The 23,519-nt window shown below is 70.2% G+C and carries 20 protein-coding genes; 10 read left to right on the forward strand and 10 right to left on the reverse strand.

All coding sequences use genetic code 11. The annotated features are described in order from the left end of the window. Nucleotides 1–39: 39 nt before the first annotated feature. From ACXJMZ_RS05990 to ACXJMZ_RS06025, 8 genes are all read right to left on the reverse strand, one after another. Entirely contained in the window at nt 40–2,433 is a 2,394-nt protein-coding gene (locus tag ACXJMZ_RS05990) for a hypothetical protein (RefSeq protein ID WP_457028902.1), read from the reverse strand. Nucleotides 2,434–2,536: 103 nt separating this feature from the next. Continuing rightward, nucleotides 2,537–3,550, reverse strand: coding sequence for a glycosyltransferase family 2 protein (locus ACXJMZ_RS05995; RefSeq protein ID WP_457028903.1), 1,014 nt, complete (start codon nt 3,548–3,550; stop codon nt 2,537–2,539). A gap of 187 nt (nt 3,551–3,737) precedes the next feature. After that, on the reverse strand, nt 3,738–4,928 hold the full coding sequence (locus ACXJMZ_RS06000; RefSeq protein ID WP_457028904.1) for an acyltransferase family protein: 1,191 nt from the start codon (nt 4,926–4,928) through the stop codon (nt 3,738–3,740). Nucleotides 4,929–4,954: 26 nt separating this feature from the next. After that, nucleotides 4,955–6,175, reverse strand: a complete 1,221-nt coding sequence (gene tuf, locus ACXJMZ_RS06005) for an elongation factor Tu (RefSeq protein ID WP_457028905.1) — start codon at nt 6,173–6,175, stop codon at nt 4,955–4,957. A gap of 179 nt (nt 6,176–6,354) precedes the next feature. Beyond that, the gene (fusA, locus tag ACXJMZ_RS06010; protein WP_457028906.1) at nt 6,355–8,460 is read right to left on the reverse strand and encodes an elongation factor G; all 2,106 of its coding nucleotides are present in this window, start codon (nt 8,458–8,460) and stop codon (nt 6,355–6,357) included. A 39-nt stretch (nt 8,461–8,499) separates the two neighbouring features. Next, nucleotides 8,500–8,970 (reverse strand): 30S ribosomal protein S7, encoded by a 471-nt coding sequence (gene rpsG / locus ACXJMZ_RS06015; protein WP_030457432.1) that lies wholly within the window; start codon nt 8,968–8,970, stop codon nt 8,500–8,502. Nucleotides 8,971–8,972: 2 nt separating this feature from the next. Next, complete coding sequence (gene rpsL / locus ACXJMZ_RS06020; RefSeq protein WP_014144289.1) at nt 8,973–9,344, reverse strand: 30S ribosomal protein S12; 372 nt, start codon at nt 9,342–9,344, stop codon at nt 8,973–8,975. 299 nt (nt 9,345–9,643) lie between these two features. Next, the gene (locus ACXJMZ_RS06025) at nt 9,644–10,174 is read right to left on the reverse strand and encodes a DUF1707 and DUF4190 domain-containing protein (RefSeq protein WP_457028907.1); all 531 of its coding nucleotides are present in this window, start codon (nt 10,172–10,174) and stop codon (nt 9,644–9,646) included. Nucleotides 10,175–10,339: 165 nt separating this feature from the next. On the opposite strand from ACXJMZ_RS06025, the gene ACXJMZ_RS06030 reads away from it, so the two are divergent. The 5 genes from ACXJMZ_RS06030 to ACXJMZ_RS06050 all read left to right on the forward strand — a co-directional run bounded on the left by ACXJMZ_RS06030 (nt 10,340) and on the right by ACXJMZ_RS06050 (nt 15,421). After that, complete coding sequence (locus ACXJMZ_RS06030) at nt 10,340–11,101, forward strand: ABC transporter ATP-binding protein (RefSeq protein ID WP_057231379.1); 762 nt, start codon at nt 10,340–10,342, stop codon at nt 11,099–11,101. Next, nucleotides 11,098–12,684: a transporter gene (locus ACXJMZ_RS06035; RefSeq protein ID WP_457028908.1), complete on the forward strand. Its 1,587-nt coding sequence runs from the start codon at nt 11,098–11,100 to the stop codon at nt 12,682–12,684. The genes ACXJMZ_RS06030 and ACXJMZ_RS06035 overlap by 4 nt, the downstream gene beginning before the upstream one ends. Nucleotides 12,685–12,763: 79 nt before the next feature. Next, complete coding sequence (locus ACXJMZ_RS06040; protein WP_457028909.1) at nt 12,764–14,029, forward strand: DUF2786 domain-containing protein; 1,266 nt, start codon at nt 12,764–12,766, stop codon at nt 14,027–14,029. Nucleotides 14,030–14,201: 172 nt separating this feature from the next. Continuing rightward, on the forward strand, nt 14,202–14,993 hold the full coding sequence (locus ACXJMZ_RS06045) for an ADP-ribosylglycohydrolase family protein (protein ID WP_457028910.1): 792 nt from the start codon (nt 14,202–14,204) through the stop codon (nt 14,991–14,993). Between the two features lie 5 nt (nt 14,994–14,998). Next, nucleotides 14,999–15,421, forward strand: coding sequence for a DUF1801 domain-containing protein (locus ACXJMZ_RS06050; RefSeq protein ID WP_457028911.1), 423 nt, complete (start codon nt 14,999–15,001; stop codon nt 15,419–15,421). On the opposite strand, the gene ACXJMZ_RS06055 is transcribed toward ACXJMZ_RS06050, so the two are convergent. Continuing rightward, a complete protein-coding gene (locus tag ACXJMZ_RS06055) occupies nt 15,418–16,263 on the reverse strand; it encodes a GntR family transcriptional regulator (RefSeq protein ID WP_457028912.1) in 846 nt (281 codons plus the stop codon). The two genes, ACXJMZ_RS06050 and ACXJMZ_RS06055, sit on opposite strands and share 4 nt — an antisense overlap. Nucleotides 16,264–16,456: 193 nt before the next feature. Between ACXJMZ_RS06055 and ACXJMZ_RS06060 the strand changes: the two genes are divergently transcribed. The 5 genes from ACXJMZ_RS06060 to ACXJMZ_RS06080 all read left to right on the forward strand — a co-directional run bounded on the left by ACXJMZ_RS06060 (nt 16,457) and on the right by ACXJMZ_RS06080 (nt 22,473). Further along, the gene (locus tag ACXJMZ_RS06060; protein WP_457028913.1) at nt 16,457–17,713 is read left to right on the forward strand and encodes an extracellular solute-binding protein; all 1,257 of its coding nucleotides are present in this window, start codon (nt 16,457–16,459) and stop codon (nt 17,711–17,713) included. Continuing rightward, nucleotides 17,710–18,621, forward strand: coding sequence for a carbohydrate ABC transporter permease (locus ACXJMZ_RS06065; protein WP_457028914.1), 912 nt, complete (start codon nt 17,710–17,712; stop codon nt 18,619–18,621). The genes ACXJMZ_RS06060 and ACXJMZ_RS06065 overlap by 4 nt, the downstream gene beginning before the upstream one ends. Next, nucleotides 18,618–19,445, forward strand: coding sequence for a carbohydrate ABC transporter permease (locus tag ACXJMZ_RS06070; RefSeq protein ID WP_457028915.1), 828 nt, complete (start codon nt 18,618–18,620; stop codon nt 19,443–19,445). Before ACXJMZ_RS06065 ends, ACXJMZ_RS06070 begins: the two co-directional genes overlap by 4 nt. A gap of 25 nt (nt 19,446–19,470) precedes the next feature. Then, nucleotides 19,471–20,976 (forward strand): beta-N-acetylhexosaminidase, encoded by a 1,506-nt coding sequence (locus ACXJMZ_RS06075; RefSeq protein ID WP_457028916.1) that lies wholly within the window; start codon nt 19,471–19,473, stop codon nt 20,974–20,976. A gap of 66 nt (nt 20,977–21,042) precedes the next feature. Further along, on the forward strand, nt 21,043–22,473 hold the full coding sequence (locus tag ACXJMZ_RS06080) for a cellulose binding domain-containing protein (protein ID WP_457028917.1): 1,431 nt from the start codon (nt 21,043–21,045) through the stop codon (nt 22,471–22,473). Nucleotides 22,474–22,516: 43 nt separating this feature from the next. Here the strand turns inward: ACXJMZ_RS06080 and ACXJMZ_RS06085 are convergent, their stop codons facing one another. Next, nucleotides 22,517–23,518 (reverse strand): ADP-ribosylglycohydrolase family protein, encoded by a 1,002-nt coding sequence (locus tag ACXJMZ_RS06085; protein ID WP_457028918.1) that lies wholly within the window; start codon nt 23,516–23,518, stop codon nt 22,517–22,519. Nucleotide 23,519: the final 1 nt, after the last annotated feature.

The raw sequence follows: 23,519 nt of genomic DNA on the forward strand, positions 1-23,519 counted from the left end.
GAGAAGCCACCGATTCGCTTGGGATATGGACTGGTGTCATCAGGAGATCTCGTAGACGGCCACCCGGCCGTTGTCGTACACCGGCCGGGCCAGCGACTTCAGCAGCGCGGACTCGGCGTGAACCTTGCGGTCCACCACCACGTACCGGACGTGGTGCTCGACCCGCAGCGTGTGGAGCAGCCCGGCCGTCGGGGCGTAGACGGCGTCCTCGTTGAGCTTGAGCAGCGGAAGGTCCCAGAAGGCCGTCGACTGCTCCGACATCAGCCGGGGCGAGTAGGCCCAGCCCTCGACCAGCACCGAGCGCTCGGAGTAGCCGCTGAGCCAGAAGGACTGCGCGTTGTTGGTGCAGACCCAGCCGGGGTCGCTGTAGTCGTCGAACGGCTGGCAGTGACTGTTGGTCGCCAGGACGTCCGAAGGATCGCTGTGGGCGCGGACCCAGCGGGCGGCCTGGACCTGCTCCGCCGGGAGCAGCGCCGTCCCGATCCATTCACTCTGCGAGGTCTGCATGACGTCCAGTACGAGCGCGGGGGCGCTCGCCATCAGGGCTGCGGTGAGCAGAACGACGCCGCCGCGCCTGCGCAGACCCGGCACCAGCCGCCCCGCGCCCCGCCACAGGAGGCCCAGCACGGCGGCGATAGCGGCCAGCGCCGCCGCGGCGCCGAGCGCCGGCAGCAACGCCGTGTACGACTTGGTGCCCGTGCTGTCGTCGAACAGCTTCAGGACGAACGTCGCCCAGTCACCGGCATACCGGTAGATGCCCACCGTCAGCAGGGCCGTGAAGGCCAGGCTGCCCACCCCGAGCAGGACCTTCGCGCGGACGGACAGCTCCGCCCGCTCGAAGACCTCGCAGTATCCCCAGGCGGACAGCAGTACGCCGAACGGGATCCCGGCCAGGGTGAAGTAGCTGGCGTTGAAGCCGTTCACCACGAGGTAGACGGCCGGGCCCGCGATCGCGCCGCCGAGCAGGAACCACTGGACCGGGTCGAGCCTCAGCCGCCGCCGCCAGATCAGCGGGATCGCGCCGACCATGCGCAGTTGGTGGTTGAGCAGGAACGCCGCCAGCGTCATGGCGACCACGGCGGCCTGGCCGGTCGTGGCACGGGTGTGCAGCGGGTCGGCCCAGTACCGGTTGACGTTGCCGCCCGGTACGACCTGCAGACCGTAGCTCTCGAACTTGAACAGGACGGCGGTGGCGAAGAGCTGCGCCACCCCGACGATCGCGCCCAGACCCACGATGGCCCAGGGGATCCGCCGCGTGCCGATGAGCACCATCAGCCCGGCGAAGGCGAGCGCGGCCAGGGTGACCGGGAGGGAGCTGGCCTTGGCCGCGCTGGAGGCCACCGCGAACATCGCGGTGAGGACGAAGGCCCCACGCCCCAGCCCCGGGGCCTGCCCGCCCGCACTGCCGTCGACGCCGTCCGCCTGCCGACCGCGCAGAACATCGCCGATGACGCCGATGAGGGCGATCAGCAACGGCAGGCTGTAGGTCAGCGAGAGGCTCGCCCAGGCCATCAGGGGGACGGCGGTCGCGCCGAACGTCCAGTTCGGGACGTTGTTGGGGTAGATCGCGTTGAAGTCGCCGATCAGGAAGACCAGCACGGCAGCCACCGGGCCGGCCCAGGCGCGGCCGGTGAGCCGCCGGGCCACCACCGCGGTGATCACCATGGTGAGCGCCACCAGCGCGGGGACCATCAGCCGCATCTGCACGACGGCCAGGTCGATGTGCCCGACCATGTCGGTCATCGCCATGTGGACGAAGGTGAACCAGTGGTAGTGCAGCGGTTCGCCGGCCGCCTGCGGGAAGGTCAGCGGAAAGTTGTGCTTGGCGTTGCCCGCCAGCGAGAGCAGGTAGGGCAGGTCGACGTACTGCTTGGCGTATCCCTCGACCGGCAGCACCTCGTACTTCCGCAGGAACACCGCGTACAGGTAGGTGCTGCCGACGCCGACCGTTGCGGCGACCGACCACGACCACCCGAGCGAGGTGGCCCGGTAGCCGCGCGGCCGCCAGTGCCGGCGCAGCCTCGGCACCGCCGCGAAGGGGACGACCACCAGCAGCGGCCAGGCCATCACCGCCGACTGGACGCCCGCCGCCATGAAGACCGCCCAGGCCGCCAGCTCCAGGACGAGGCCGGTGACCGCGCCGAACGCGAGGTCCTCGACCAGGGTGTACGGCCGCCGGCGCAGCACCCGGAAGACGAGCGTGCCCGGCAGCAGCACGCCCCAGGCGACATAGCCGGTGTAGCGCGCGATGTCACCGGCCGAGGTGTCGGCGGCCAGCAGCAGCCCGACGAGCAGAAGATAGGCGCTGACGGCCGGCAGGAACCTCCACAGCGCGGCACCGACCGGTCTCGCACCCTGACCCGCGGTCTTCGACCGCCCTCCTGGCGCGTTCAACACGCCGGAGACGGGTGCGGTGCTGTCGGTGGTGTCCATCGCTACGTGATCTCCTGCGAGCTCTGCGGTCAGCCGCGTGGTTGTGCCGGGACCTGCTGAATCGTCCCGTGGCAGTGGCAGCACCGCCACGGGACCGCCTGCCTCACCCTGCGGCGTGCGCCGCCGGAGCCAGGGCGGCCAGGGGGACCTCGTCCGCCGAGTCGTAGCCGACGAAGTAGGCCGGGCGGGCCTGGGCGGCCTCGTAGATCCGGCCGACGTACTCGCCGAGCAGGCCCATGCAGATGAGCTGGACACCCCCGATGAAGAGCATGGCGATGAAGAGCGAGGACCAGCCGGGCACGGTGGCACCGGCCAGGTACCTGACCGTGGTGTAGACGGCGAGGCCGAAGCAGACCAGGAAGCTCATCCCGCCGAGCCAGGTGGCCAGCCGCAGCGGGCTGGCGGAGAAGTTGGTGATGCTGTCGAGAGCCAGCCGGATCATCTTGGACAGCGGGTACTTGGTGCTGCCCGCCACCCGCTCCTCGCGGTCGTAGACGACCTCCCCGCTGCTGAAGCCGAGCCACGGAACGAGCAGGCGGTAGACCGGCTGGTGTTCGGGCAGCGACTTGAGCGCGTTCACGGCGGCCCGGCTGAGCAGGCGGAAGTCACCGGCGTGCGCGGGCATCTTCTTGCCGACGAGCTTGCGCATGAGCCAGTAGTAGCCGCCTGCGGTGCGGCGCTTGAAGAAGGTGTCGGTGTTGCGGTCACCGCGTACGCCGTAGACGATGTCGAGGTTCTGCTCGCGGGCGAGGGCGAGCATCTCCGTGATCTTCTCCGGCGGGTCCTGGAGGTCCGCGTCGATGCTGACGACGTAGTCTCCGAAGGCCCGGTGGATCCCGGCGGTGAGCGCGGCCTGGTGGCCGGAGTTGCGAGCGAACCGGACGATACGCAGCTGCGGCCAGTCCTGGCGGATCTTGTGCATGATCTGCGGCGTCGCGTCGGTGCTGCCGTCGTCGATGCCGACGACCTCGTAGGTCACGTCGAGCGCGTCCAGTATCGGACGCAGCCGCTCGACGGTCAGCGGCAGCGCCTCCTGCTCGTTGTAGATCGGGATCACTACCGACAACAGAGGAGCGGGCGCCGTGGTGCCGTCGGCCGGTGCTGCTGCGTTGTACATCGCTGTTCGCCTGTCCTTATGTCTCTGAGAGCGTTCGGCCGAGGTCAATGGGTTCACCGGATCCGCCGGCCGACCGACGACGGATGCGGGAGAGCTGCGTGGTCGGGCCGGGGCCACGGAGTCCGGCAGCCGAGCAGCTACCGCCCCACGCGGTTCGTCCCACGAGCGGCCACCGGGGCGATCAGGGTCACTTCTTGTCGGGAGCGGGCTCGTCGGACACCCGGCGAAGGGTGGCCATCGAGCGGTCCATCCCCTTCTTCAGCCACTTCGAGACCGGGCGTTCGACCAGCCGGTGGATCAGCCACGCGGTCAGCAGCGCCGTGGCGAGCGCCACCAGCAGGGCGGACTTGACGCCCAGCCCGCGGGTGAGCGAGAAGTGAATCATGGTCCACCCGGCCTCCTGGTGGATCAGGTAGAGCGGGTAGGTCAGCGCACCGGCGACCGTCAGCCACTTCCACTGCACCCAGTTGAACAGGCCCAGCGCCGCGCCGAGGACCAGAGCGAAGGCGAGGGTGACCCCGAGGGCCATCACCTTCCACGACAGGGGGTGGTTCAGTACCCCGACGTAGATCGTCTGGATGGAGGTGAGCCGGGTGAGCGCCAGGATCCAGGAGAAGCCGACGATCCCCCAGAGCAGCAGGTTCTGGCCGAAGCGGTACATCAGGAACATGCCGATGCCCGCGATGAAGAACGGCGACTCGTTCGGCATCGCGAAGGTGGTCAGCAGCGGGATCTGGGCCTGCGGGGCGAGCACCGCGAAGATCGTCCAGATGCCGCAGAAGGCGACCACCTTGCGGTAGGTCAGACCGGCCGCGACCACGATGGCGAAGAGCAGGTAGAACCGCATCTCGACCCAGAGCGTCCAGTAGACGCCGTCGACGTGCCGCATGCCAAGCGGCTGCTGAAGCATCGTCAGGTTGCCCAGGACGGTCTTGGTGTCGAGGCCGTCGTCGGCCCCCCAGCGGGCGTACTGGGTGAAGGTGAGCACCACGAAGGTGGTCAGCGCAATGGCCGCCCAGTAGGCCGGGTACAGGCGTACGACCCGGGAGGTGAAGAACTCACCGGCTCGCTTGCCCCAGCAGCTCATGCAGATCACGAAGCCGCTGATGACGAAGAACAGCTCGACCCCGAGCCAGCCGTAGGCCGCCACCCGGTTCAGCGCCGGAAGCACCTCTTTCGGGGTGACGCCCTGCCACACGCCGGCGATTCCGACGTACGCCGTCCAGTGGAAGGAGAGCACGCTCAGCGCCGCGAAGAGCCGCATGCCGTCGAGCGCGTACAGCCGGGGCCGCTGGGGACGGGCGGAAGGATCCTGCGAGCGGGCCGCCGAGCGGCGCCGAAGGCGCGATGGCTTCGTCAGGATCGGAGCAGAAGTCATTCGAGAGAGCTTTCGGCGAGTTGGGCTCAGAAGCCTCGATCAACCCTCGCACCTGGCGAAGGCTGTGGGGCGCTCAGTCTAGCGGCCTGTCTCCGACGGCTGCCGAACCGGTTGGCCCCAAGGAGGGACGTACGGCCGAGGGGCTCCGCACCACGTCCCGTCATGGCGGTGTTGTCGCCCGGCATGACCATCTCGGTGCCCTCGGGGAGGGTCACGACGCCGGTCACGTCCGTGGTACGGAAGTAGAACTGCGGGCGGTAGTTGTTGAAGAAGGGGGTGTGACGGCCACCCTCGTCCTTCGACAGGATGTAGGCCTGGGCCTCGAAGTCGGTGTGCGGCGTGACCGAACCCGGCTTGATGATGACCTGGCCGCGCTCGACGTCCTCGCGCTTGATGCCACGGAGGAGCAGACCGACGTTCTCGCCCGCCTGGCCCTCGTCGAGCAGCTTGCGGAACATCTCGATGCCGGTGACCGTGGTGGTGGTCTTGGTCTCCTTGATGCCGATGATGTCGACAGTCTCGTTGACCTTGAGCACGCCACGCTCGATACGACCGGTGACGACGGTGCCACGACCGGTGATCGTGAAGACGTCCTCGATCGGCATCAGGAACGGCTTCTCGACGTCACGCGCCGGGGTGGGGATGCTCTCGTCGACAGCCTTCATGAGGCCGAGGAGCTTCTCGCCCCACTCCTTGTCACCCTCGAGCGCCTTGAGCGCCGAGACGCGGACGACCGGCAGGTTGTCGCCGTCGAAGTCGTACTCGGAGAGCAGCTCACGAACCTCGAGCTCGACGAGCTCCAGGATCTCCTCGTCCTCCACCATGTCGGACTTGTTCAGCGCGACAACGATGTACGGAACGCCGACCTGGCGGGCCAGGAGCACGTGCTCCTTGGTCTGCGGCATCGGGCCGTCGGTGGCGGCGACCACGAGGATGGCGCCGTCCATCTGCGCGGCACCGGTGATCATGTTCTTGATGTAGTCCGCGTGACCCGGGCAGTCGACGTGGGCGTAGTGACGGTCCTCCGTCTGGTACTCGACGTGCGCGATCGAGATGGTGATACCGCGCTGCCGCTCCTCCGGCGCCTTGTCGATCTGGTCGAACGGCGTGAAGGGGTTGATCTCCGGGTACGCGTCGTGCAGCACCTTGGTGATGGCCGCGGTAAGGGTCGTCTTACCGTGGTCAATGTGACCAATGGTGCCGATGTTGACGTGGGGCTTCGTCCGCTCGAACTTCGCCTTCGCCACTGCAGTCCTCCTGAGGACAGTTCTGTACGCCGTGCTGACGTCAGTTGGTCTTTGATCGGGTTTGGCACGGAGCGTGCCGTCCCGCGGGTGGGGGCGGAGGAGCCTGGGGGATCCGGGAGGATCCCCCAGGTTCGCCTCCTAATAGCCTAAGGGTTTACGAACATCCCGATTGCGGGACGTCACTCACCCTTGGCCTTGGCGATGATGTCGTCCGCCACGTTCCGCGGAACCTCGGCGTACGAGTCGAACTGCATCGAGTAGCTCGCGCGACCAGAGGTCTTGCTGCGCAGGTCACCGACGTAGCCGAACATCTCGGAGAGCGGCACCAGCGCCGAAACGACGCGAGCACCGTGACGCTCGTCCATGGACCGGATCTGGCCACGGCGAGAGTTGATGTCACCGATCACGTCGCCCATGTAGTCCTCGGGCGTGGTGACCTCGACGGCCATCATCGGCTCGAGCAGGGCCGGACCGGCCTTGCGAGCACCCTCCTTGAACGCCATCGAACCGGCGATCTTGAAGGCGAGCTCGGACGAGTCGACGTCGTGCGAGGCACCGTCGAGCAGGGTGACGCGGACGCCCTGGAGCGGGTATCCGGCGAGGACACCGAACTCCATGGCCTCCTGGCAGCCGGCGTCGACCGACGGGATGTACTCGCGCGGAACGCGGCCACCAGTGACCTTGTTCACGAACTCGTAGCCCTCGCCGGACTCGATCGGCTCGATCGCGATCTGGATCTTCGCGAACTGACCGGAGCCACCGGTCTGCTTCTTGTGCGTGTAGTCGATGCGCTCGACGGCCTTGCGGATCGTCTCGCGGTACGCGACCTGCGGCTTGCCGACGTTGGCCTCGACCTTGAACTCACGCTTCATACGGTCGACCAGCACCTCGAGGTGCAGCTCGCCCATACCCGCGATGATGGTCTGGCCGGTCTCTTCGTCGGTGTTGACCTGGAAGGACGGGTCCTCCTCGGCCAGCCGCTGGATCGCGGTGCCCAGACGCTCCTGGTCACCCTTCGACTTCGGCTCGATCGCGACGCGAATGACCGGGGCCGGGAAGTCCATGGACTCCAGGATGACCGGGTGCTTCTCGTCGGACAGGGTCTCGCCGGTGGTGGTCTGCTTGAGACCCATGACGGCGACGATGTCGCCGGCGCCCACCGAGTCGATCTCCTCACGCTTGTTCGCGTGCATCCGGTAGATCTTGCCGATCCGCTCCTTGCGACCCTTCACCGCGTTGAGGACGGCGGTGCCGGCCTCAAGGCGCCCGGAGTAGACCCGGACGAAGGTGAGCTTGCCGAGGTGCGGGTCGGACATGATCTTGAACGCCAGCGCGGCCAGCGGCTCGTCGTCCGAAGGCTTGCGGGTGATCTTCACCGAGTCGTCGCCGGGCTTGGTGCCCTCGATGCCCTCGATGTCGAGCGGCGACGGCAGGTACTTGACGACCGCGTCGAGCAGGGGCTGAACGCCCTTGTTCTTGAACGCGGAGCCGCAGAAGATCGGCGTGAAGTCCGAGTTCAGCGTGCCCTTGCGGATCGCGGCGACCAGCAGGTCCTCGGGGATGTCCTCGCCCTCGAGGGCGAGCTCCATCACCTCGTCGCTGACGTTGGACACGGTGTCGAGCAGCGCCTCGCGGTACTCGGCAGCCTTGTCCGCCAGGTCGGCCGGGATGTCGACGGTGTCGTACATCTCGCCCTTGGGGGCGTCCGCGGACCAGACCAGGGCCTTCATCTTCACCAGGTCGACGACGCCGGCGAAGTCGCCCTCGGCGCCGATCGGCAGCTGCATGACCAGCGGGGTCGCGCCGAGGCGGTCCACGATGGTCTGCACGCAGAAGTAGAAGTCCGCGCCCGTGCGGTCCAGCTTGTTGATGAAGCAGATGCGCGGGACACCGTAACGGTCGGCCTGACGCCACACCGTCTCGGACTGGGGCTCGACACCGGCGACGCCGTCGAAGACCGTCACGCCACCGTCGAGCACGCGGAGCGAACGCTCCACCTCGACGGTGAAGTCGACGTGACCCGGAGTGTCGATGATGTTGATCGTGTGATCGCTGTCATCGAGCGTCCAGTGACAGGTCGTCGCGGCCGACGTGATGGTGATGCCGCGCTCCTGCTCCTGCTCCATCCAGTCCATGGTGGCAGCGCCATCGTGGACCTCACCGATCTTGTACGAGACACCGGTGTAGAACAGGATCCGCTCGGTGGTGGTGGTCTTGCCCGCGTCGATGTGGGCCATGATCCCGATGTTCCGGGTCTTGGCCAGGTCAAGGGAGGTTGCAGCCATGGTGGCTCGTTCTCTCTCTGTCTAGTGACGGGGTTAGGACTACCAGCGGTAGTGCGCGAAGGCCTTGTTGGACTCGGCCATCTTGTGAGTGTCCTCGCGACGCTTCACGGAAGCACCGAGGCCGTTGCTGGCGTCGAGGATCTCGTTGAGCAGACGCTCGGTCATGGTCTTCTCGCGACGGGCGCGGGAGTAGCCGACCAGCCAGCGCAGCGCCAGGGTGTTGGCGCGGCCCGGACGGACCTCGACCGGCACCTGGTAGGTGGCGCCACCGACGCGGCGGGACTTCACCTCAAGGGTGGGCTTGACGTTCTCAAGCGCGCGCTTGAGGGCGACCACGGGGTCGGCACCGGTCTTCTCGCGGACACCCTCGAGGGCGCCGTAGACGATCCGCTCGGCGGTGGAGCGCTTGCCGTGGAGCAGGATCTTGTTGACCAGCGAGGTCACAAGCGGCGAGCCGTAAACCGGGTCGATGATGACCGGGCGCTTCGGGGCAGGACCCTTACGAGGCATTCTTACTTCTCCTTCTTGGCGCCGTAGCGGCTACGAGCCTGCTTGCGGTTCTTGACACCCTGGGTGTCGAGCGAGCCGCGGATGATCTTGTAGCGGACACCAGGAAGGTCCTTCACACGGCCACCGCGCACCAGCACGATGGAGTGCTCCTGCAGGTTGTGGCCCTCACCCGGAATGTAGGCGGTGACCTCGATCCCGCTGGTGAGGCGCACACGGGCCACCTTGCGAAGCGCGGAGTTCGGCTTCTTCGGGGTGGTGGTGTACACACGCGTGCAAACACCGCGGCGCTGAGGGGAACCCTTCAGCGCGGGCGTCTTGTTCTTCTCGACCTTGTCCTGCCGGCCCTTTCGGACCAGCTGCTGGATCGTAGGCACCGTTTCTCCGTTTTCTGTGTGCCAAGGCTGCGTAAAACTAACCTGCGGTGACCCCAACACTCCGACCCACGCGGTCGGGTGTGTTGAGCCTCTTTCGAGGGCGGAATCCATGAGCCGATGTGCAGCGGCGGCGCTCACGGAGTGGTGAACACTCCGGTACGGCGGCCGGTCTGCTGGCACGCACAAGGACCCGGGGACACCCCAGGCACAGATCAGAGCGTACCTAGCGCATCGGCGCCGGTCAAAACAAATGCAACGCCGCAGCTCGGCCCCCGATGAGCGGTTTCATCCGGCATACCTCAGGCGATGCTGCCGAGCAACCCGAGCAGGACCAACAGTGCCCAGCCACCGACCGACAGCCAGCCGAGCACCAGCCCGGCGGTGGCCATCCCGTCGCCCTCCTCGCCACTGCCGCGCAGCTGGCTCTTGGCGAGGTGGCCGGTCACCACTGCGGGGATGCCGAACATCCCGAAGCTCGGCAGGCAGAGCAGGCCCAGCACCAGCGAGGCGACGGCCAGCGGGTTGTTCCTCGGCCGGGGCGTGTACACCGGCTGCATCATCATCGGCGGCCCGGCCATCGGACCCATCATCGGCAGCGCCACCGGGCCGACCGGCAAGTCCGAGACCAGGTAGGCGAGCTGACCGTACGTCTTGGCCTGCTGCACCCCGTCGAACCGGGCGCTGTACTCGTTCGCCGACAGGCGTCCCTCGGCGTACGCAGCCTTGATCACGTCCACCGCGCGCTCGCGGTCGGTGTGCCCGGCGCGCATGGCGGCCTGACCGGCGCCGTACGGCTGCGGCTGCTGCGGTCCCCATGACTGCATGCTCATCCCGACCCACCTCCTGACGGACTCTCATGGTGCATGACGAACGACACACCCGCACAGTTGCACCTTCACCCGATCGGAGCAGACACACCAGTCGTTCGCAGGGTGCCGCTGCCGGGCCCACCTCTGGAAAGCTGGCCGCCCATCCGTACCAACAGGAGTACCCACATGACACCTGCCGTCAGCATCCACAACCTGTGGAAGCGCTTCGGCGACCACGCCGCGGTCGCAGGGCTCACCCTGGACCTGCCCGCCGGCTCCTTCATCGGCCTGGTCGGCCCCAACGGGGCGGGCAAGACCACCACCCTCTCGATGGTCACCGGCCTGCTCAGGCCGGACCAGGGCACCGTGCTGGTGCACGGCGCCGACGTCTGGACCGACCCGGTCGGGGTGAAGGCGCGGATCGGCATCCTGCCCGAGGGCCTGCGGATGTTCGAGCGGCTGAGCGGGCGCGAACTGCTCCAGTACAACGGCCGGCTGCGCGGTCTGCCCGGTGCCGAGGTGGACCGCCGGGCCGAGGAGCTGCTGACCGTCCTCGACCTGTCCGCCGCTGCGGACAAGCTGGTCGCCGACTACTCCACCGGGATGCGGAAGAAGATCGGTCTGGCCGCCGCGCTGCTGCACAACCCGGACGTGCTGTTCCTGGACGAGCCGTTCGAGGGCGTCGACCCGGTCTCCGCGCAGACCATCCGGGGCGTGCTCAAGCGGTACGCCGCCAGCGGCTCCACCGTGGTCTTCTCCAGCCATGTGATGGAGCTGGTCGAGCAGCTCTGCGACTGGGTCGCGGTGATAAACGCGGGCCAGGTGATCGCCCAGGGCCCGCTGGACACCGTCCGGGGCGAGCGCTCGCTGCACACCGCCTTCCTGGACCTGATCGGGGTCCGCGAGCAGGACGAGCAGAGCCTGGACTGGCTGGGCGAGGCCCGATGAACGTCGCTGCGGATCGCGTGGTGGTCCGGACCCTGGTCTCGCTCAAACTCCGACTGCTCGCCAACGGACTGCGCCGCAGCCCCGGCCGCCGGGCTCTGTACCTGGTCGGTTCGGTGCTCGGCGTGCTCTTCACCGCCGCGGTCGCGACCGCCTTCGCCTTCCTGAACGGACACGTCGGCGCCGCCGACGCGGCTGTGATGCTCACCACTTCACTGGTGATCGGCTGGGCCGCGCTGCCGCTCTTCCTGTTCAGCAGCGACGAGAGCTCCGACCCGACCCGGCTCACCATGCTGCCGCTGCGGCCGGGCCCGCTGCTGCGCGGCACCCTGCTGGCCGCGCTGATCGGTCCAGGACCGGTGATCGCGCTGGTGCTGCTGACCGGCGCCGTGATCGCCGCCGCCGCGGGGGCGGTGTCGGTCCCGTTCGCCGTGCTCGGGGTGCCGCTGACGCTTGCCTGCCTGGTCACCCTCTCCCGGTCGGTCGCGGCCGGGAACGCCCAGCTGCTCTCCAGCCGCCGGGGCAAGGACTTCGCGATCTTCGGCGGTCTGCTGTTCGCGGTCCTGATCCAGGTCGGCAACCTGGCCTCGCAGAGCATCCTGGGCCGGTCCGGGGAGGACGGCCTCGACCTCTCGCCGCTGAAGCCGTTCGCTTCGGTGCTGCGCTGGATCCCGCCGGTCAGCGCCCTGGACTCGGCCCGTACCGCCGGGGACTCCGTCCCGCTGGCACTGCTCCAGCTGGCCTCCACCGGCGCGCTGCTGGTGCTGCTGCTGCGCTGGTGGCGGCGGAGCCTGCAGGACCTGATGGTGACCGCCGACGCGTCGACCCTGATCACCGCCAAGTCGGTCGGCCGGTCCTCCTCCCGGTCCTTCTTCCCGGACAGCCGGGTCGGCGCGGTGATGCAGCGTCACCTCCGGTACGCCTGGCGCGAGCCCCGGGCCAAGGCGGCGGTCTTCACCGGCTTCGGGATGACCCTGGTGTTCTGCGTGCTCTCGGTGGTCCAGGGCTGGGGCACGGTGTACGTGGTGGCGATGGCCGGTCTGATGCTCGGCCTGCAGATGGTCAACCTGTTCGGCATGGACGGCTCGGCGTTCTGGATGGTCTCCAGCACGCTGGCCACCCCGGCCGACGCCCGGGACGAGCTGCGCGGCCGGGCCTACGCGGTGCTCTCGTACGCCGTCCCGGCCGGCACCCTGCTCGGCCTGGTGCTAGCCGCCGCCACCGGGCAGTGGGCCGAGCTGGCCCCCGCGCTGGGCCTGACCTACGCCGCGCTCGGCGCCGGGATCGGCCTCGGCGCACTGCTCAGCGTGCTGGCGCCGTACGCGATGCCGGCCGACTCCAACCCGATGCGGAACGCCGCGCCGGGCCAGAGCGGGCTAGTGGTGCTCAACGCCTTCGGCTCGATGATCGGAGTGTTGATCGTCACTGCGCCGGTCGCGCTGCTGCTGCTCGTCCTGCCGGGCTGGGCGCTGCTGCCGATCGGCCTCGGCTACGGGGTGCTGCTGGCGCTGGGCGGCACCCGGCTCGCCGCCGGGCGGCTGCTGGACCGGCTGCCGGAGATCCTGGCGACCGCGATCGAGCGCTGAACCCGATGCCCGAGCCCGGAGTGTCCCGGGCTCGGGCATCATTGCCAGTTCAACCCCCAACTTCTTGAGGCGATCCCCTGTGGCCCAGCCGTCCGCCGCCGAAGCCCTGGTCACCCAGGCCGCCACCCAGGTCGTCGCCGCCTCCCCCGACACCCTCGACCTGGCGCTCGACACCGCGGCCTCGATGCTCGCGGCCGCCGACTGGCCCGAGGTCAGCCGGGCGTTGATCGCCCAGGTCGAGCGCACCGTCACCCGGGCCTGGGCGATCGGCTGGCGGCCCGCCGACCTGGTCCGGCTGGTCCGGCGCGAGCTCGGCGCGGTGCACCAGCCGCTGGCGGTCGACCTGATCGCCGCCGAGAACCGCAGCCACCCGGCGGCCACCCTGGACCGGCGCTGGCACGAACAGCTGCGCGAGCTGGCGGTCGAGATCTGGTGGTCCGGCGACGAGGCGTACCTCGCCGACTTCGCGACCCGGCACCGGCTGGACCGGTTCGCTCTCGCCACCGCCGTGCTGGAGCTGAACCGGCTCTGGGCGCAGCTCCCGCCGGTCACCCCGGTCGGCCCCACCCCCGGTCGGGCCACCGTGTACCGGCCGAACGGGCCGATGCCGGGCGAGCCCCGGATGCTGTCCCGGATCCGGGCGCTGCTCGCCAAGGCCGAGTCCACCGAGTTCCCCGAGGAGGCCGAGGCGCTCACCGCCAAGGCCCAGCAGCTGGTCGCCCAGCACTCCATCGACGAGGCCCTGCTGACGGCCGGTCAGCCCTCCCGGGACACCCCGGGCGCGCTGCGGATCGGGGTGGACAACCCGTACGAGAGCCCGAAGGCGATGCTGCTCGACGCGGTGGCCTCCGCGAACCGCTGCCGGACGGTCTGGGCCAAGGAGTTCGGCTTCTGCACCATCATCGGCTTCGACTCCGACCTGGACGCGGTCGAGCTGCTCTACACCTCGCTGCTGGTGCAGGCGAACGCCACCATGCACCGGGCCGGCAGCCGGCACCACAAGGAGGGCGCGGCCAGGACCAAGTCGTTCCGGCAGTCCTTCCTGATCGCGTACGCCACCCGGATCCGCGAGCGGCTGGCCACCGCCACCGAGGAGACCACCCGCGAGGCCGCGGCCGGCCGCCACCTCAACCCGGACGGCAGCAGCGAGCAGCTCACCCCCGACGAGCGCCTGCTGCCCGCGCTGGCTGCCCGCGAGCAGGCGGTCGACCACGCCGTCGGCGAGATGTTCCCCAAGCTCACCACCCAGCGGGTCCGGATCAGCAACGCCCACGGCTGGCACGAGGGCCGCGCCGCCGCCGACCGGGCCGCCCTCCACCACGGCACGGGGGCCATCGAGCGGTAGGCCTGACAGGTGCTCAACCATCTGCCGCCAGGGGCTCGGGGAACGGCGACGCCAACCCTTACAAGGTGATCTGTACGTAGGCGGTCAGGCACTTTCGCATTTGCCTCGCCGGCCACGAACCGTCGCCCCGGCGGCGGAGCCGCACGTCAGCAGAGCCCCGAGCCCCTAGGCGGTGCAACCCACCGCCGGGACGGACCTGCACCGCTCGTACCAGCACTGGTTGCTGACCCAGCGTCGGGAGGGCCCCGGCCCGGCGCCTGCCTCGCCGCTGCTCACCCAGGCCTTCCTGTACGCCCGCCGGGCGCCGGGGAACGCCTGTCTGAGCGGGCTGGCCGACCACCCGGCGTTCGTACCGCCGGTGGCGACCGGGGAGGTCGGGCCGGTGAACGGTCACTCCAAGGGGTGCGGCACGGTGATGCGCTCGGCGCCGTTCGGCCTGCTCGGGCTGGGGCCCGGGGCTTCCTTCGAACTGGCCGCGCAGTGCGCGCAGCTGACCCACGGTCACCCGACCGGGCAACTGGCGGCGGGCGCGTTCGCGGCGCTGGTCGACCTGGTGCTGGCCGGTCTGCCGCTGACCGAGGCGTTGGCGGCGACCGTCGAGCTGCTGGCGGGCCACCCGAACGCCGGGGAGACCGTCGAGGCGCTGGACCGGGCGGTCCGGATCGCCGCCGAGGGCCCGCCGTCGGCGGAGGCGGTGGAGCGGGTCGGGCTGGGCTGGATCGCCGAGGAGTGCCTGGCCATCGCGGTGTACTGCGTGCTGGCCGCCCCCGACGCCCGCTCGGCGCTGCTGCTCTCGGTCAACCACTCGGGTGACAGCGACTCCACCGGGGCGGTCTGCGGCAACCTGGCCGGCGCGCTGTACGGCGCGGCAGCGCTGCCCGCCGACTGGCTGGCGGTGGTCGAGGGGCGGGAGTTGATCGTCCGGATGGCCGACGCGCTGCTGGAGCGGGCCGGACTAGCCTGACGGGTATGGCCGAGCCGAAGACCAAGCCGACCGCCGCCGACCCCGCCGCCTTTCTGGCCGCCGTGCCGGACGAACGGCGGCGGGCCGACGCCGAGGCGCTCTGCGCGCTGATGGCGGAGGTGACCGGGGCGCCGCCGGTGATGTGGGGCGGCTCGATCGTCGGCTTCGGTAGGTACCACTACCGGGGCGCGAGCGGGCGCAGCGGCGACTGGCCGCCGGTCGGCTTCTCGCCGCGCAAGCAGGCGTTGACGCTGTACGTCGCCCAGGGCTTCGAGCCGCACCAGGACTTGCTGGCCCGGCTCGGCCCGCACACCACCGGCAAGGGCTGTCTGTACGTCAAGCGGCTGGACGCCGTTGACGAGACGGCCCTGCGCGAGCTGATCGAGCGGGGCTTCGCCGCGTACGACGGAAAAACGATCACCGCCTAGAGCGTCGGCTGCACGTCCCCCGTGGTCAGGGTGTGGCTGCTGCGCGGGGTGGTCAGGTCGCCGGGCGGGATGCCGGGGTGGTGGCGGTCGGCGCCGGGGGGCGGGGGCGGGGCGGTCTCGCCGAGGGTGATGCGGGACAGGATGCGGTAGCGGTCGCCTCGGTAGAGCGAGTGGACGTACTCGACCGGGCGGCCGTCGTGGTCGGTGGTGAGGCGTTCGAAGTGCAGGGCAGGCGAGAAGGCCGGGACGCCGAGCAGGTGGGCCTCCTTCTCGCTGACCACGGTGGGTTCGATCGACTGGACGGCCTGGCGCACCCGGACGCCGTGGCGCTCGCGGAGCAGTTCGTAGAAGTCGCCGCTCTCCATGTCGGCGGGCTGCAGTCCCGGCACCAACTCGGCCGGTACGTGCAGGTATTCGATCGCCATCGGTTCGCCGTCGACCAGGCGCAGCCGGGCGATGTAGGCGACCTCGGCCGTCGGGGAGAGGCGGAGCTTGCGGCCGACCCGGGCGCCGGCCCGGACCACCGAGAACTCGAGCACCCGCCCGGCCCAGGAGCCGCCGGCCCGGGGCAGGGTGAAGCCGTGCTCCTCGGGAGCGGCGGTCAGCTCCTGGGTGATCTTCGCGGGGGCGACGAACATGCCCCGGCCGTGCTCGCGGACGATCAGCCCGGTGCTCACCAGCTCGTCCACCGCCGACCGCAAGGTGGGCCGGGAGACGCCGAGCTGCTCGCAGAGGGTGCGTTCGGAGGGGATCGGGTCACCGGCCGAGCGGGCCTCCACCAGGTCCCGCAGGTAGTCGCGTACCCGGGTGCGCTTGTACGCCGGGCCCACCGCCTCCGCCATGCTGCCACTCCTTGACCAGTTCACCGGATCTGACCACTTGAGCCTAGCCGGTCCTCGATCTTGCCGCCATGCCGCCCTACCAATATCGCCAGATCCCTTTCTGTACAGGGGTATTGACGCCCCAACTGGTCTATGCCACCTTCTCTTACCACTGGCCCAACTGGTAAACCCCAACACCGAGGTGGCAACCCCCGTGCGTTCCCGTCTGCTCCCCCTCTCCCTGGCCGCCGTCACCCTGCTCTCGGCGGCCGGCTGCTCCTCCACCGGCTCCTCCGACACCGCAGGACCGGCCGAGCTGACCGTCTGGATCATGCGCGACAGCCTGACCGACGGCCTGCTCCAGCGGTTCGAGGCCGACTTCGAGGCCACCCACCCCGGCACCACCCTGAAGATCCAGATCCAGGAGTGGGACGGCATCGGCCAGAAGATCACCAGCGCCCTGGCCAGCAACGACGCCCCCGACGTGATCGAGGTCGGCAACACCCAGGTCGCCCAGTACGCGGCCGGCGGCGGCGTCCGCGACCTCTCCGCGAAGACCGCCGAACTGAACGGCGCCGACTGGCTGCCCGGCCTGGCCGAGCCGGGCAAGGTGGACGGCAAGCAGTACGGCATCCCCTGGTACGCGGCGAACCGGGTGGTGATCTACCGCAAGGACCTGTTCGCCCAGGCCGGGATCACCGCCCTGCCGAAGACCCGGGACGACTGGACCGCCGCCACCGCGAAGCTCAACTCCGGTGAAACCGAAGGGATCTACCTGCCGGGACAGAACTGGTTCGTGCTGGCCGGCTTCCTCTGGGACGAGGGCGGCGACCTCGCCGTCAAGGGCTCGGACGGCAGGTGGCAGGGCGCCCTGGACACCCCGCAGGCAGCCGCCGCGACCGCGTTCTACCAGCAGCTCCAGGCGCTCGGCCACGGCCCGAAGGACTCCGACGAGGCCAGGCCGCTGCAGGCCGAGGTGTTCGCCAAGGGGAGGACCGCCCAGCTGATCTCCTCCCCCGGCGGCGCCGCCGCGATCCTCAAGGCCAACCCTGCGCTCAAGGACAAGCTGGGTTTCTTCCCGATCCCCGGCAAGACCGCCGCCAAGCCCGGCGCCGTCTTCACCGGCGGCTCCGACCTGGTGGTCCCCGAGGCGTCCAGACACGCCGACGCCGCGTACCAGGTGGTCAGGGAGCTGGCGGGCGAGAAGTGGCAGCGCGAGATCGCCAAGGAGATGAGCTACGTCCCCAACCGCACCTCGCTGGCCGGGGTGCTGAGCGGCAACGAGGGCGCGGCGGCGATGGCGGCGGGCGCGGCGAACGGCCACGCCACCCCCAACTCCCCCAACTGGGCGGCCGTGGAGGCCAACAACCCGGTCAAGCAGTTCCTCACCCAGGTGCTCACCGGGGCCGACCCCGCCGCCGGGCGGGCCGCCTCCGCAGCGATCACCAAGGCCCTGAACAGCGCCGGATGACCGCCGCCCGCGCCCGGCTCGGCGCCCTCCTGCCCTACCTGCTGGTCACCCCGACCCTGCTGGGCGCGGCCTACCTGCTGCTCTACCCGGTGCTGCGCAATCTGCTGATGTCCGTCCAGCACTTCCGGCTGGCCCAACTCATCCGGGGCAACCCGGAGTTCGTCGGGCTCCGGAACTACAGCGAGCTGCTCGGCGACCCGGAGTTCTGGACCGTGGTCCGCCGCACGCTCGCCTGGACCGCGCTGAACACCGCCCTGATCACGGTGATCGGCACCCTGGTCGCCCTGCTGCTGGTCCGGCTCGGCCGGTGGCTGCGGCTGGCGGTGCTGAGTGCCCTGGTGCTCACCTGGGCGACGCCGGTGATCGCGGCCACCACGGTCTTCCAGTGGCTGTTCCAGTCCAGGTACGGAGTGGTCAACTGGCTGCTTGACCAGTTGGGGCTGCACGGCTTCCGCGAGTACGCCTGGTTCGCGCACGGCGGCCCGACCTTCGCCGTCCTGGTGGCACTGGTGGTCTGGCAGTCGGTCCCGTTCGCCGCGCTCACCCTGTACGGCGGACTGACCACCGTCCCCGCCGAGTTGTACGAGTCGGCCCGGCTGGACGGCGCCGGGCGGTGGCAGACCTTCCGGCTGGTCACCTTCCCGCTGCTGCGGCCGCTGTTCGCGCTGGTCACCTCGCTGGAGGTGATCTGGACCTTCAAGTGCTTCGCGCAGATCTGGGTGGTCAGCCAGGGCGGCCCGAGCGGCGCCACCACCACACTGCCGGTGTACGCCTTCCAGGTCGCCCAGTCGCTGCACAAGTACGACGTGGGCTCGGCCGCCTCCACCCTCACCGTGCTGATCCTGTTCGGTGCCCTGCTGGTCAACCTCCGCCGGATGTTCCGTCAGGAACGCGAGGAGCAGTCATGAGAACCCTGCGCCGACTACCGCTCAACCTGGCGGCGCTGGCCGTCCTGGCGGTCGCGGTCTTCCCGGTCTACTGGATGGTGCTGACCGCCTTCAAGCCGGCCGTCGAGATCCAGGCCGAGACCCCGACCTTCCTCCCGCTGCACCCGACCCTGGAGCACTTCCGCACCGCCGTCGGCTCGGCCGGGTTCGCCGGGTTCTGGCGCAACAGCCTGCTGGTCACCGTCGGCGCCGTGCTGCTCGCCCTGCTGGTCGCGCTGCCCGCCGTGTTCGCGGTCGGCCGGCTGCGCTGGCGCGGGCGGCGAGCCTTCGTCCTGCTGGTGTTCACCGCGCAGATGGCACCTTGGGAGGCACTGCTGATCCCGATGTACGTGATCGCCCGGGACACCGGTCTGCTGGACAGCCTGACCATGCTCACCCTGGTCTACTTCATGACCACACTGCCCTTCACCATCGTCACCCTGCGCGGCTTCCTGGCCACCGTGCCCGCCGAGTTGGAGGAGGCCGCGCAGGTGGACGGCTGCACCCGGCCGGCCGCGTTCCGCCGGGTCACCCTGCCGCTGCTGGCCCCGGGGCTGCTCGCCACCTCGCTGTTCGGCTTCATCACGGCGTGGAACGAGTTCGCCTTCGCCAACACGCTGATCATCAAGAACCAGGACGCCCGGACCCTGCCGGTCTGGCTGTCCTCCTTCGGCAACGTCTTCGGCACCGACTGGGGCGCCACCATGGCCGCCGCCTCGCTCTTCATGCTGCCCGTGCTGCTGGTCTTCCTGGTCCTGCAGAACAAGGTCACCACCGGGATGACCGCCGGTGCCGTCAAGGGCTGATCGCCCCATCAGCAGAGGACCACCCGTGATCCTGCCAACTCCCGTCGAACTCACCCGCAGCGCAGGGGAGTTCGTCCTCGACCGGGACACCGCCGTGCACGCCCCGGGCGGCGCCGGACCGGCCGCCGCGCTGCTCCGCACCCTGCTCGGCCCGGCCACCGGGCTGCCGCTGCCGCTCAGCCCCGACGGCGCTCTGCGGCTCGGCCTCACCGGCGACGGCCCGGGCGAGGGCTACCGCCTGAGCATCACCCCCGAGGGCGTCCGGCTGACCGCCGCAGGACCCGCCGGGCTGCGGCACGGGGTCCAGACGCTGCGTCAGCTGCTGCCGCCCGAGGCGCTGTCCCCGCACCCCGTCCCCGGGACGGTCTGGCGGCTGCCCTGCGTCGAGATCACCGACGCCCCCCGGCACGCCTGGCGCGGCGCGCTGCTGGACGTGGCCCGGCACTTCCAGCCGTTGCCCTTCCTGCTCCGGACGGTCGACCTGCTGGCGCTGCACAAACTGAACGTGCTGCACCTGCACCTGACCGACGACCAGGGCTGGCGGTTCCCGGTCGATGCCTACCCCCGGCTGATCGAGGTCGGCTCCCACCGGGCCCGGTCCATGGTCGGGCAGGCCGGGTCCACCGAGTACGACGACCGGCCGCACCAAGGCTCGTACACCAAGGGCGAGTTGGCGGAGCTGGTCCGGTACGCCGCCGTGCGCGGGGTGACCGTGCTGCCGGAGATCGGGATGCCCAGCCACACCCGGGCCGCGCTGGCGGCCTACCCGTCGCTGGGCAATCGGCCGGACCGGCAGCTGGATGTGTGGACCGACTGGGGCGTCTGCGAGAACGTGCTCGGCGTGCACGACCAGGTGCTGGAGTTCTGCCGCACCGTGCTCGGCGAGCTGACCGACCTCTTCCCGTCTCGCTATGTGCACCTCGGCGGCGACGAGTGCCCGAGCACCGAGTGGGAGCGCAGCCCGGCCGCCGTGGCCCGGGCCGCCGAACTCGGGCTGGCCGCACCGAAGGAGCTGCACAGCTGGTTCCTCGGCCAGGTCGGCGGGTTCCTGCTGGAGCAGGGGCGCAGCCCGGTCTGCTGGGCCGAGGACAGCACCTCCGCGCTGCCGGCCGAGTTCACCGTGATGCCCTGGCGGGACGCCGACCACGGCCTGGCGGCGGCCCGCCGAGGGCACGACGTGGTGATGGCCCCGCACCGCTCCACCTACCTGGACTACCCCCAGCGCGACCACCCGGACGAGCCGCTCGGCCAGGCGGGCGCGGTGGTCGACCTGGCCACCGTGCACGCCAACGAGCCGACCCCGGCGCACTGGACGGCTGCCGAGCGGGGCCGGGTGCTCGGCACCCAGGCGCAGTTCTGGAGCGAGTTCATCACCACCCGGGACGCTTTCGACCACCTGGCCTTCCCCCGGCTGGCCGCGCTGGCCGACCGGGCCTGGAACCCGGCCTCGGACTGGACCACCGACTTCCTCCCGGCCCTGCCCCGGCACGAGCGGCGCCTCTCGGCGTTCGGCGTCCGGGCCCGGAGGTGAGACACCGGGCGCACCCCCACAGTGCGCCCGTACACGCAGCAACTCCCCCACGAGGAAAGGACTCCGATGTCCGTACGACTGCGTAAGAACTCCCGGCTGCGGGCGGCCCTGGCCGTCTGCGCGGCCGCCGGGCTGGCCGGCTCCGTCCTGCTCACCCCGACCGCCTCGGCGGCCGGGGAGGCGGTCACCGCCCAGTACCGGACCAGTGCGAGCGGGGCCACCGCCGACCAGGTCGAGCCGTGGTTCCAGCTCACCAACACCGGCACCGGCACCGTGCCACTCAGTCAGCTGACGCTCCGCTACTACTTCAAGTCCGACGGCCCGTCGGTGAGTTACCGCTTCGCCTGCTCCTGGGCGGTGAAGGGCTGCGCCAACATCACCGGCACCTTCGGCACCCTGGCCAACCCGACCGCCACGGCCGACCGCTACCTGGAGGTCGGCTTCACCGCCGGGGCCGGGTCGCTCGCGCCGGGACAGTCCACCGGTGACATGCAGCTGCGGTTCTACCGTTCGGACTGGCAGACCATCACCCAGTCCGACGACTACTCGTTCGGCGGCGGCCAGACCTCGTACGTCACCTGGGACAAGGTGACCGTGCAGCGGTCCGGCGCGGTGGTCTTCGGCACCGCGCCGACGGGCAACACCCCCAGTCCCTCGCCGTCACCCAGCACCAGCACCAGCACGCCGCCGAACCCGAACGCTCCGGTGCTGTTCGACGACTTCAACTACTCGTCCAGCTCGGACAGTTCGCTCCAGCAGCACGGCTGGACGGTGAAGTCCGGGCAGGGCGGCCCGGGGGTGCCCGGTGCGACCTGGTCGCCCGGGGACATCACCTTCGCCGCCTCCGGCGGCAACAGCATCATGAACATGCGGCTGACCACCGACGGCACCGCGGCGGGCACCAGGGAGACCGAGATCCAGACCGCCGCGCGGAAGTTCAAGAACGGCACCTACGCGGCCCGGGTGAAGTTCGACGACACCCCGACCGGCGGCCCGGACGGCGACCACGTCAACCAGACCTTCTTCACCTTCACCCCGCTCAACGCGCCGATGGACCCGGACTACAGCGAGCAGGACTTCGAGTACCTGCCGAACGGCGGCTGGGGCGAGACCGGCAACATCATGTACAGCACGTCCTGGGAGACGTACAACCCCGACCCGTGGAACGCGGTGAACGCCCACGGCGAGCAGCGCAGCTCCTATGACGGCTGGCACGACCTGGTGCTGACCGTCGACAACTCCGCCATCACCTACTGGATCGACGGTGTGCAGTTCGCCAGTCACGGCGAGCCGTACCTGCCCGAGACCCCGCAGTGGATCGACTTCAACCACTGGCTGATCGACCTCAACGGCCAGACCAGCAGCACCCCGCGCTCGTACGACGAGCAGGTCGACTACGTCTACTTCCTGAAGGACCAGGTGCTCAGCCCGGCCCAGGTGAACGCCAACGTGGCGGCCCTGCGCTCGGCCGGGACCACCTTCAAGGACACCGTCTGACCCACGGTCACCCGGGGCCGGCGGGCCCCGGGTGACCGCTCGTTCAGTCCCAGAGCGCGCCCAGCTCCAGCAGCTCGTCGCGGTACTCGATCCGCTGCACCCAGTCGGCCGGCCAGGCCGCCGCACCGTGCCGGGCACCCGCGAAGGCACCGGCCAGGCAGGCGATCGAGTCCGAGTCACCCGAGGAGAACGCACCGCGCCGGACCGCCGCCACCGGGTCGTCCGGGAACAGCAGGAAGCAGAGCAGCGCGGTGCCGAACGCCTCCTCCGCCACCCAGCCCTCACCGGTCACCGTGCACGGGTCGCCCTCCGGCTCCGGCCGGGCCAACGCAGCGTCCAGCCGGTCGAGTTCGAGCAGGCAGTCGTCCCAGCCCCGGTCGCTGAACGTCCTCGGCGACGGGTCCTGCGCGTGCGCGGCCAGGTCACCGAGCCAGTACTCGTCGTATCCCCTGGCCTTGGTCGCCAGCGCGTACTCCCGCAGCCGGGCGGGCAGTTCGGTCGGCTCGACGCCGTCCACCAGCAGCCGCACCGTGTACGCGGTGAGGTCACTGGCCGCGAGCGCGGTCGGGTGACCGTGGGTCAGCGCCGACTGGAGCTGCGCCGCGCCGGACCTGGCCCGGTCGGTGAGCCCCGGCAGCAGGCCGACCGGGGCCACCCGCATGTTGGCGCCGCAGCCCTTGGAACCGATGTCGCTGGCCTCCTGCCAGCGGCGCTCAGGCTTGCTCAGCCGCAGGCACGCCTTCAGACAGGTCATGCCCGGCGCCCGGTTGTTGTTCGGGTCGAAGTACCAGTGCACGAACTCCTCCCGGACCGGCCGGGCCAGCCGCAACGGCCCCAGCGGGCCGCGCTCCTGGGCGGTCCGCAGGCCCCGGGCCAGCGCCAGCGTCATCTGGGTGTCGTCGGTCACCGACGCGGGCTTGGGCAGCGGGAGTTCACGCCACTGCGCACCCCACTGGAGCAGCTCGTCGTACTCCTGGAACTCGGTCGGCTTGCCCATCGCATCGCCGATCGCCAGGCCCAGCAGGGTGCCCGTCGCGCGCTTCATG

Source organism: Kitasatospora sp. P5_F3 (assembly GCF_054049135.1).

Excerpts from the sequence above, each read along its gene's own strand:
- ACXJMZ_RS05990 (WP_457028902.1), bottom strand. The coding sequence starts at position 2,433 with ATGGACACCACCGACAGCACCGCACCCGTCTCCGGCGTGTTGAACGCG.
- ACXJMZ_RS05995 (WP_457028903.1), bottom strand. The coding sequence starts at position 3,550 with ATGTACAACGCAGCAGCACCGGCCGACGGCACCACGGCGCCCGCTCCT.
- ACXJMZ_RS06000 (WP_457028904.1), bottom strand. The coding sequence starts at position 4,928 with ATGACTTCTGCTCCGATCCTGACGAAGCCATCGCGCCTTCGGCGCCGC.
- fusA (WP_457028906.1), bottom strand. The coding sequence starts at position 8,460 with ATGGCTGCAACCTCCCTTGACCTGGCCAAGACCCGGAACATCGGGATC.
- rpsG (WP_030457432.1), bottom strand. The coding sequence starts at position 8,970 with ATGCCTCGTAAGGGTCCTGCCCCGAAGCGCCCGGTCATCATCGACCCG.
- ACXJMZ_RS06025 (WP_457028907.1), bottom strand. The coding sequence starts at position 10,174 with ATGAGCATGCAGTCATGGGGACCGCAGCAGCCGCAGCCGTACGGCGCC.
- ACXJMZ_RS06030 (WP_057231379.1), top strand. The coding sequence starts at position 10,340 with ATGACACCTGCCGTCAGCATCCACAACCTGTGGAAGCGCTTCGGCGAC.
- ACXJMZ_RS06035 (WP_457028908.1), top strand. The coding sequence starts at position 11,098 with ATGAACGTCGCTGCGGATCGCGTGGTGGTCCGGACCCTGGTCTCGCTC.
- ACXJMZ_RS06050 (WP_457028911.1), top strand. The coding sequence starts at position 14,999 with ATGGCCGAGCCGAAGACCAAGCCGACCGCCGCCGACCCCGCCGCCTTT.
- ACXJMZ_RS06055 (WP_457028912.1), bottom strand. The coding sequence starts at position 16,263 with ATGGCGGAGGCGGTGGGCCCGGCGTACAAGCGCACCCGGGTACGCGAC.
- ACXJMZ_RS06065 (WP_457028914.1), top strand. The coding sequence starts at position 17,710 with ATGACCGCCGCCCGCGCCCGGCTCGGCGCCCTCCTGCCCTACCTGCTG.
- ACXJMZ_RS06070 (WP_457028915.1), top strand. The coding sequence starts at position 18,618 with ATGAGAACCCTGCGCCGACTACCGCTCAACCTGGCGGCGCTGGCCGTC.
- ACXJMZ_RS06080 (WP_457028917.1), top strand. The coding sequence starts at position 21,043 with ATGTCCGTACGACTGCGTAAGAACTCCCGGCTGCGGGCGGCCCTGGCC.
- ACXJMZ_RS06085 (WP_457028918.1), bottom strand. The coding sequence starts at position 23,518 with ATGAAGCGCGCGACGGGCACCCTGCTGGGCCTGGCGATCGGCGATGCG.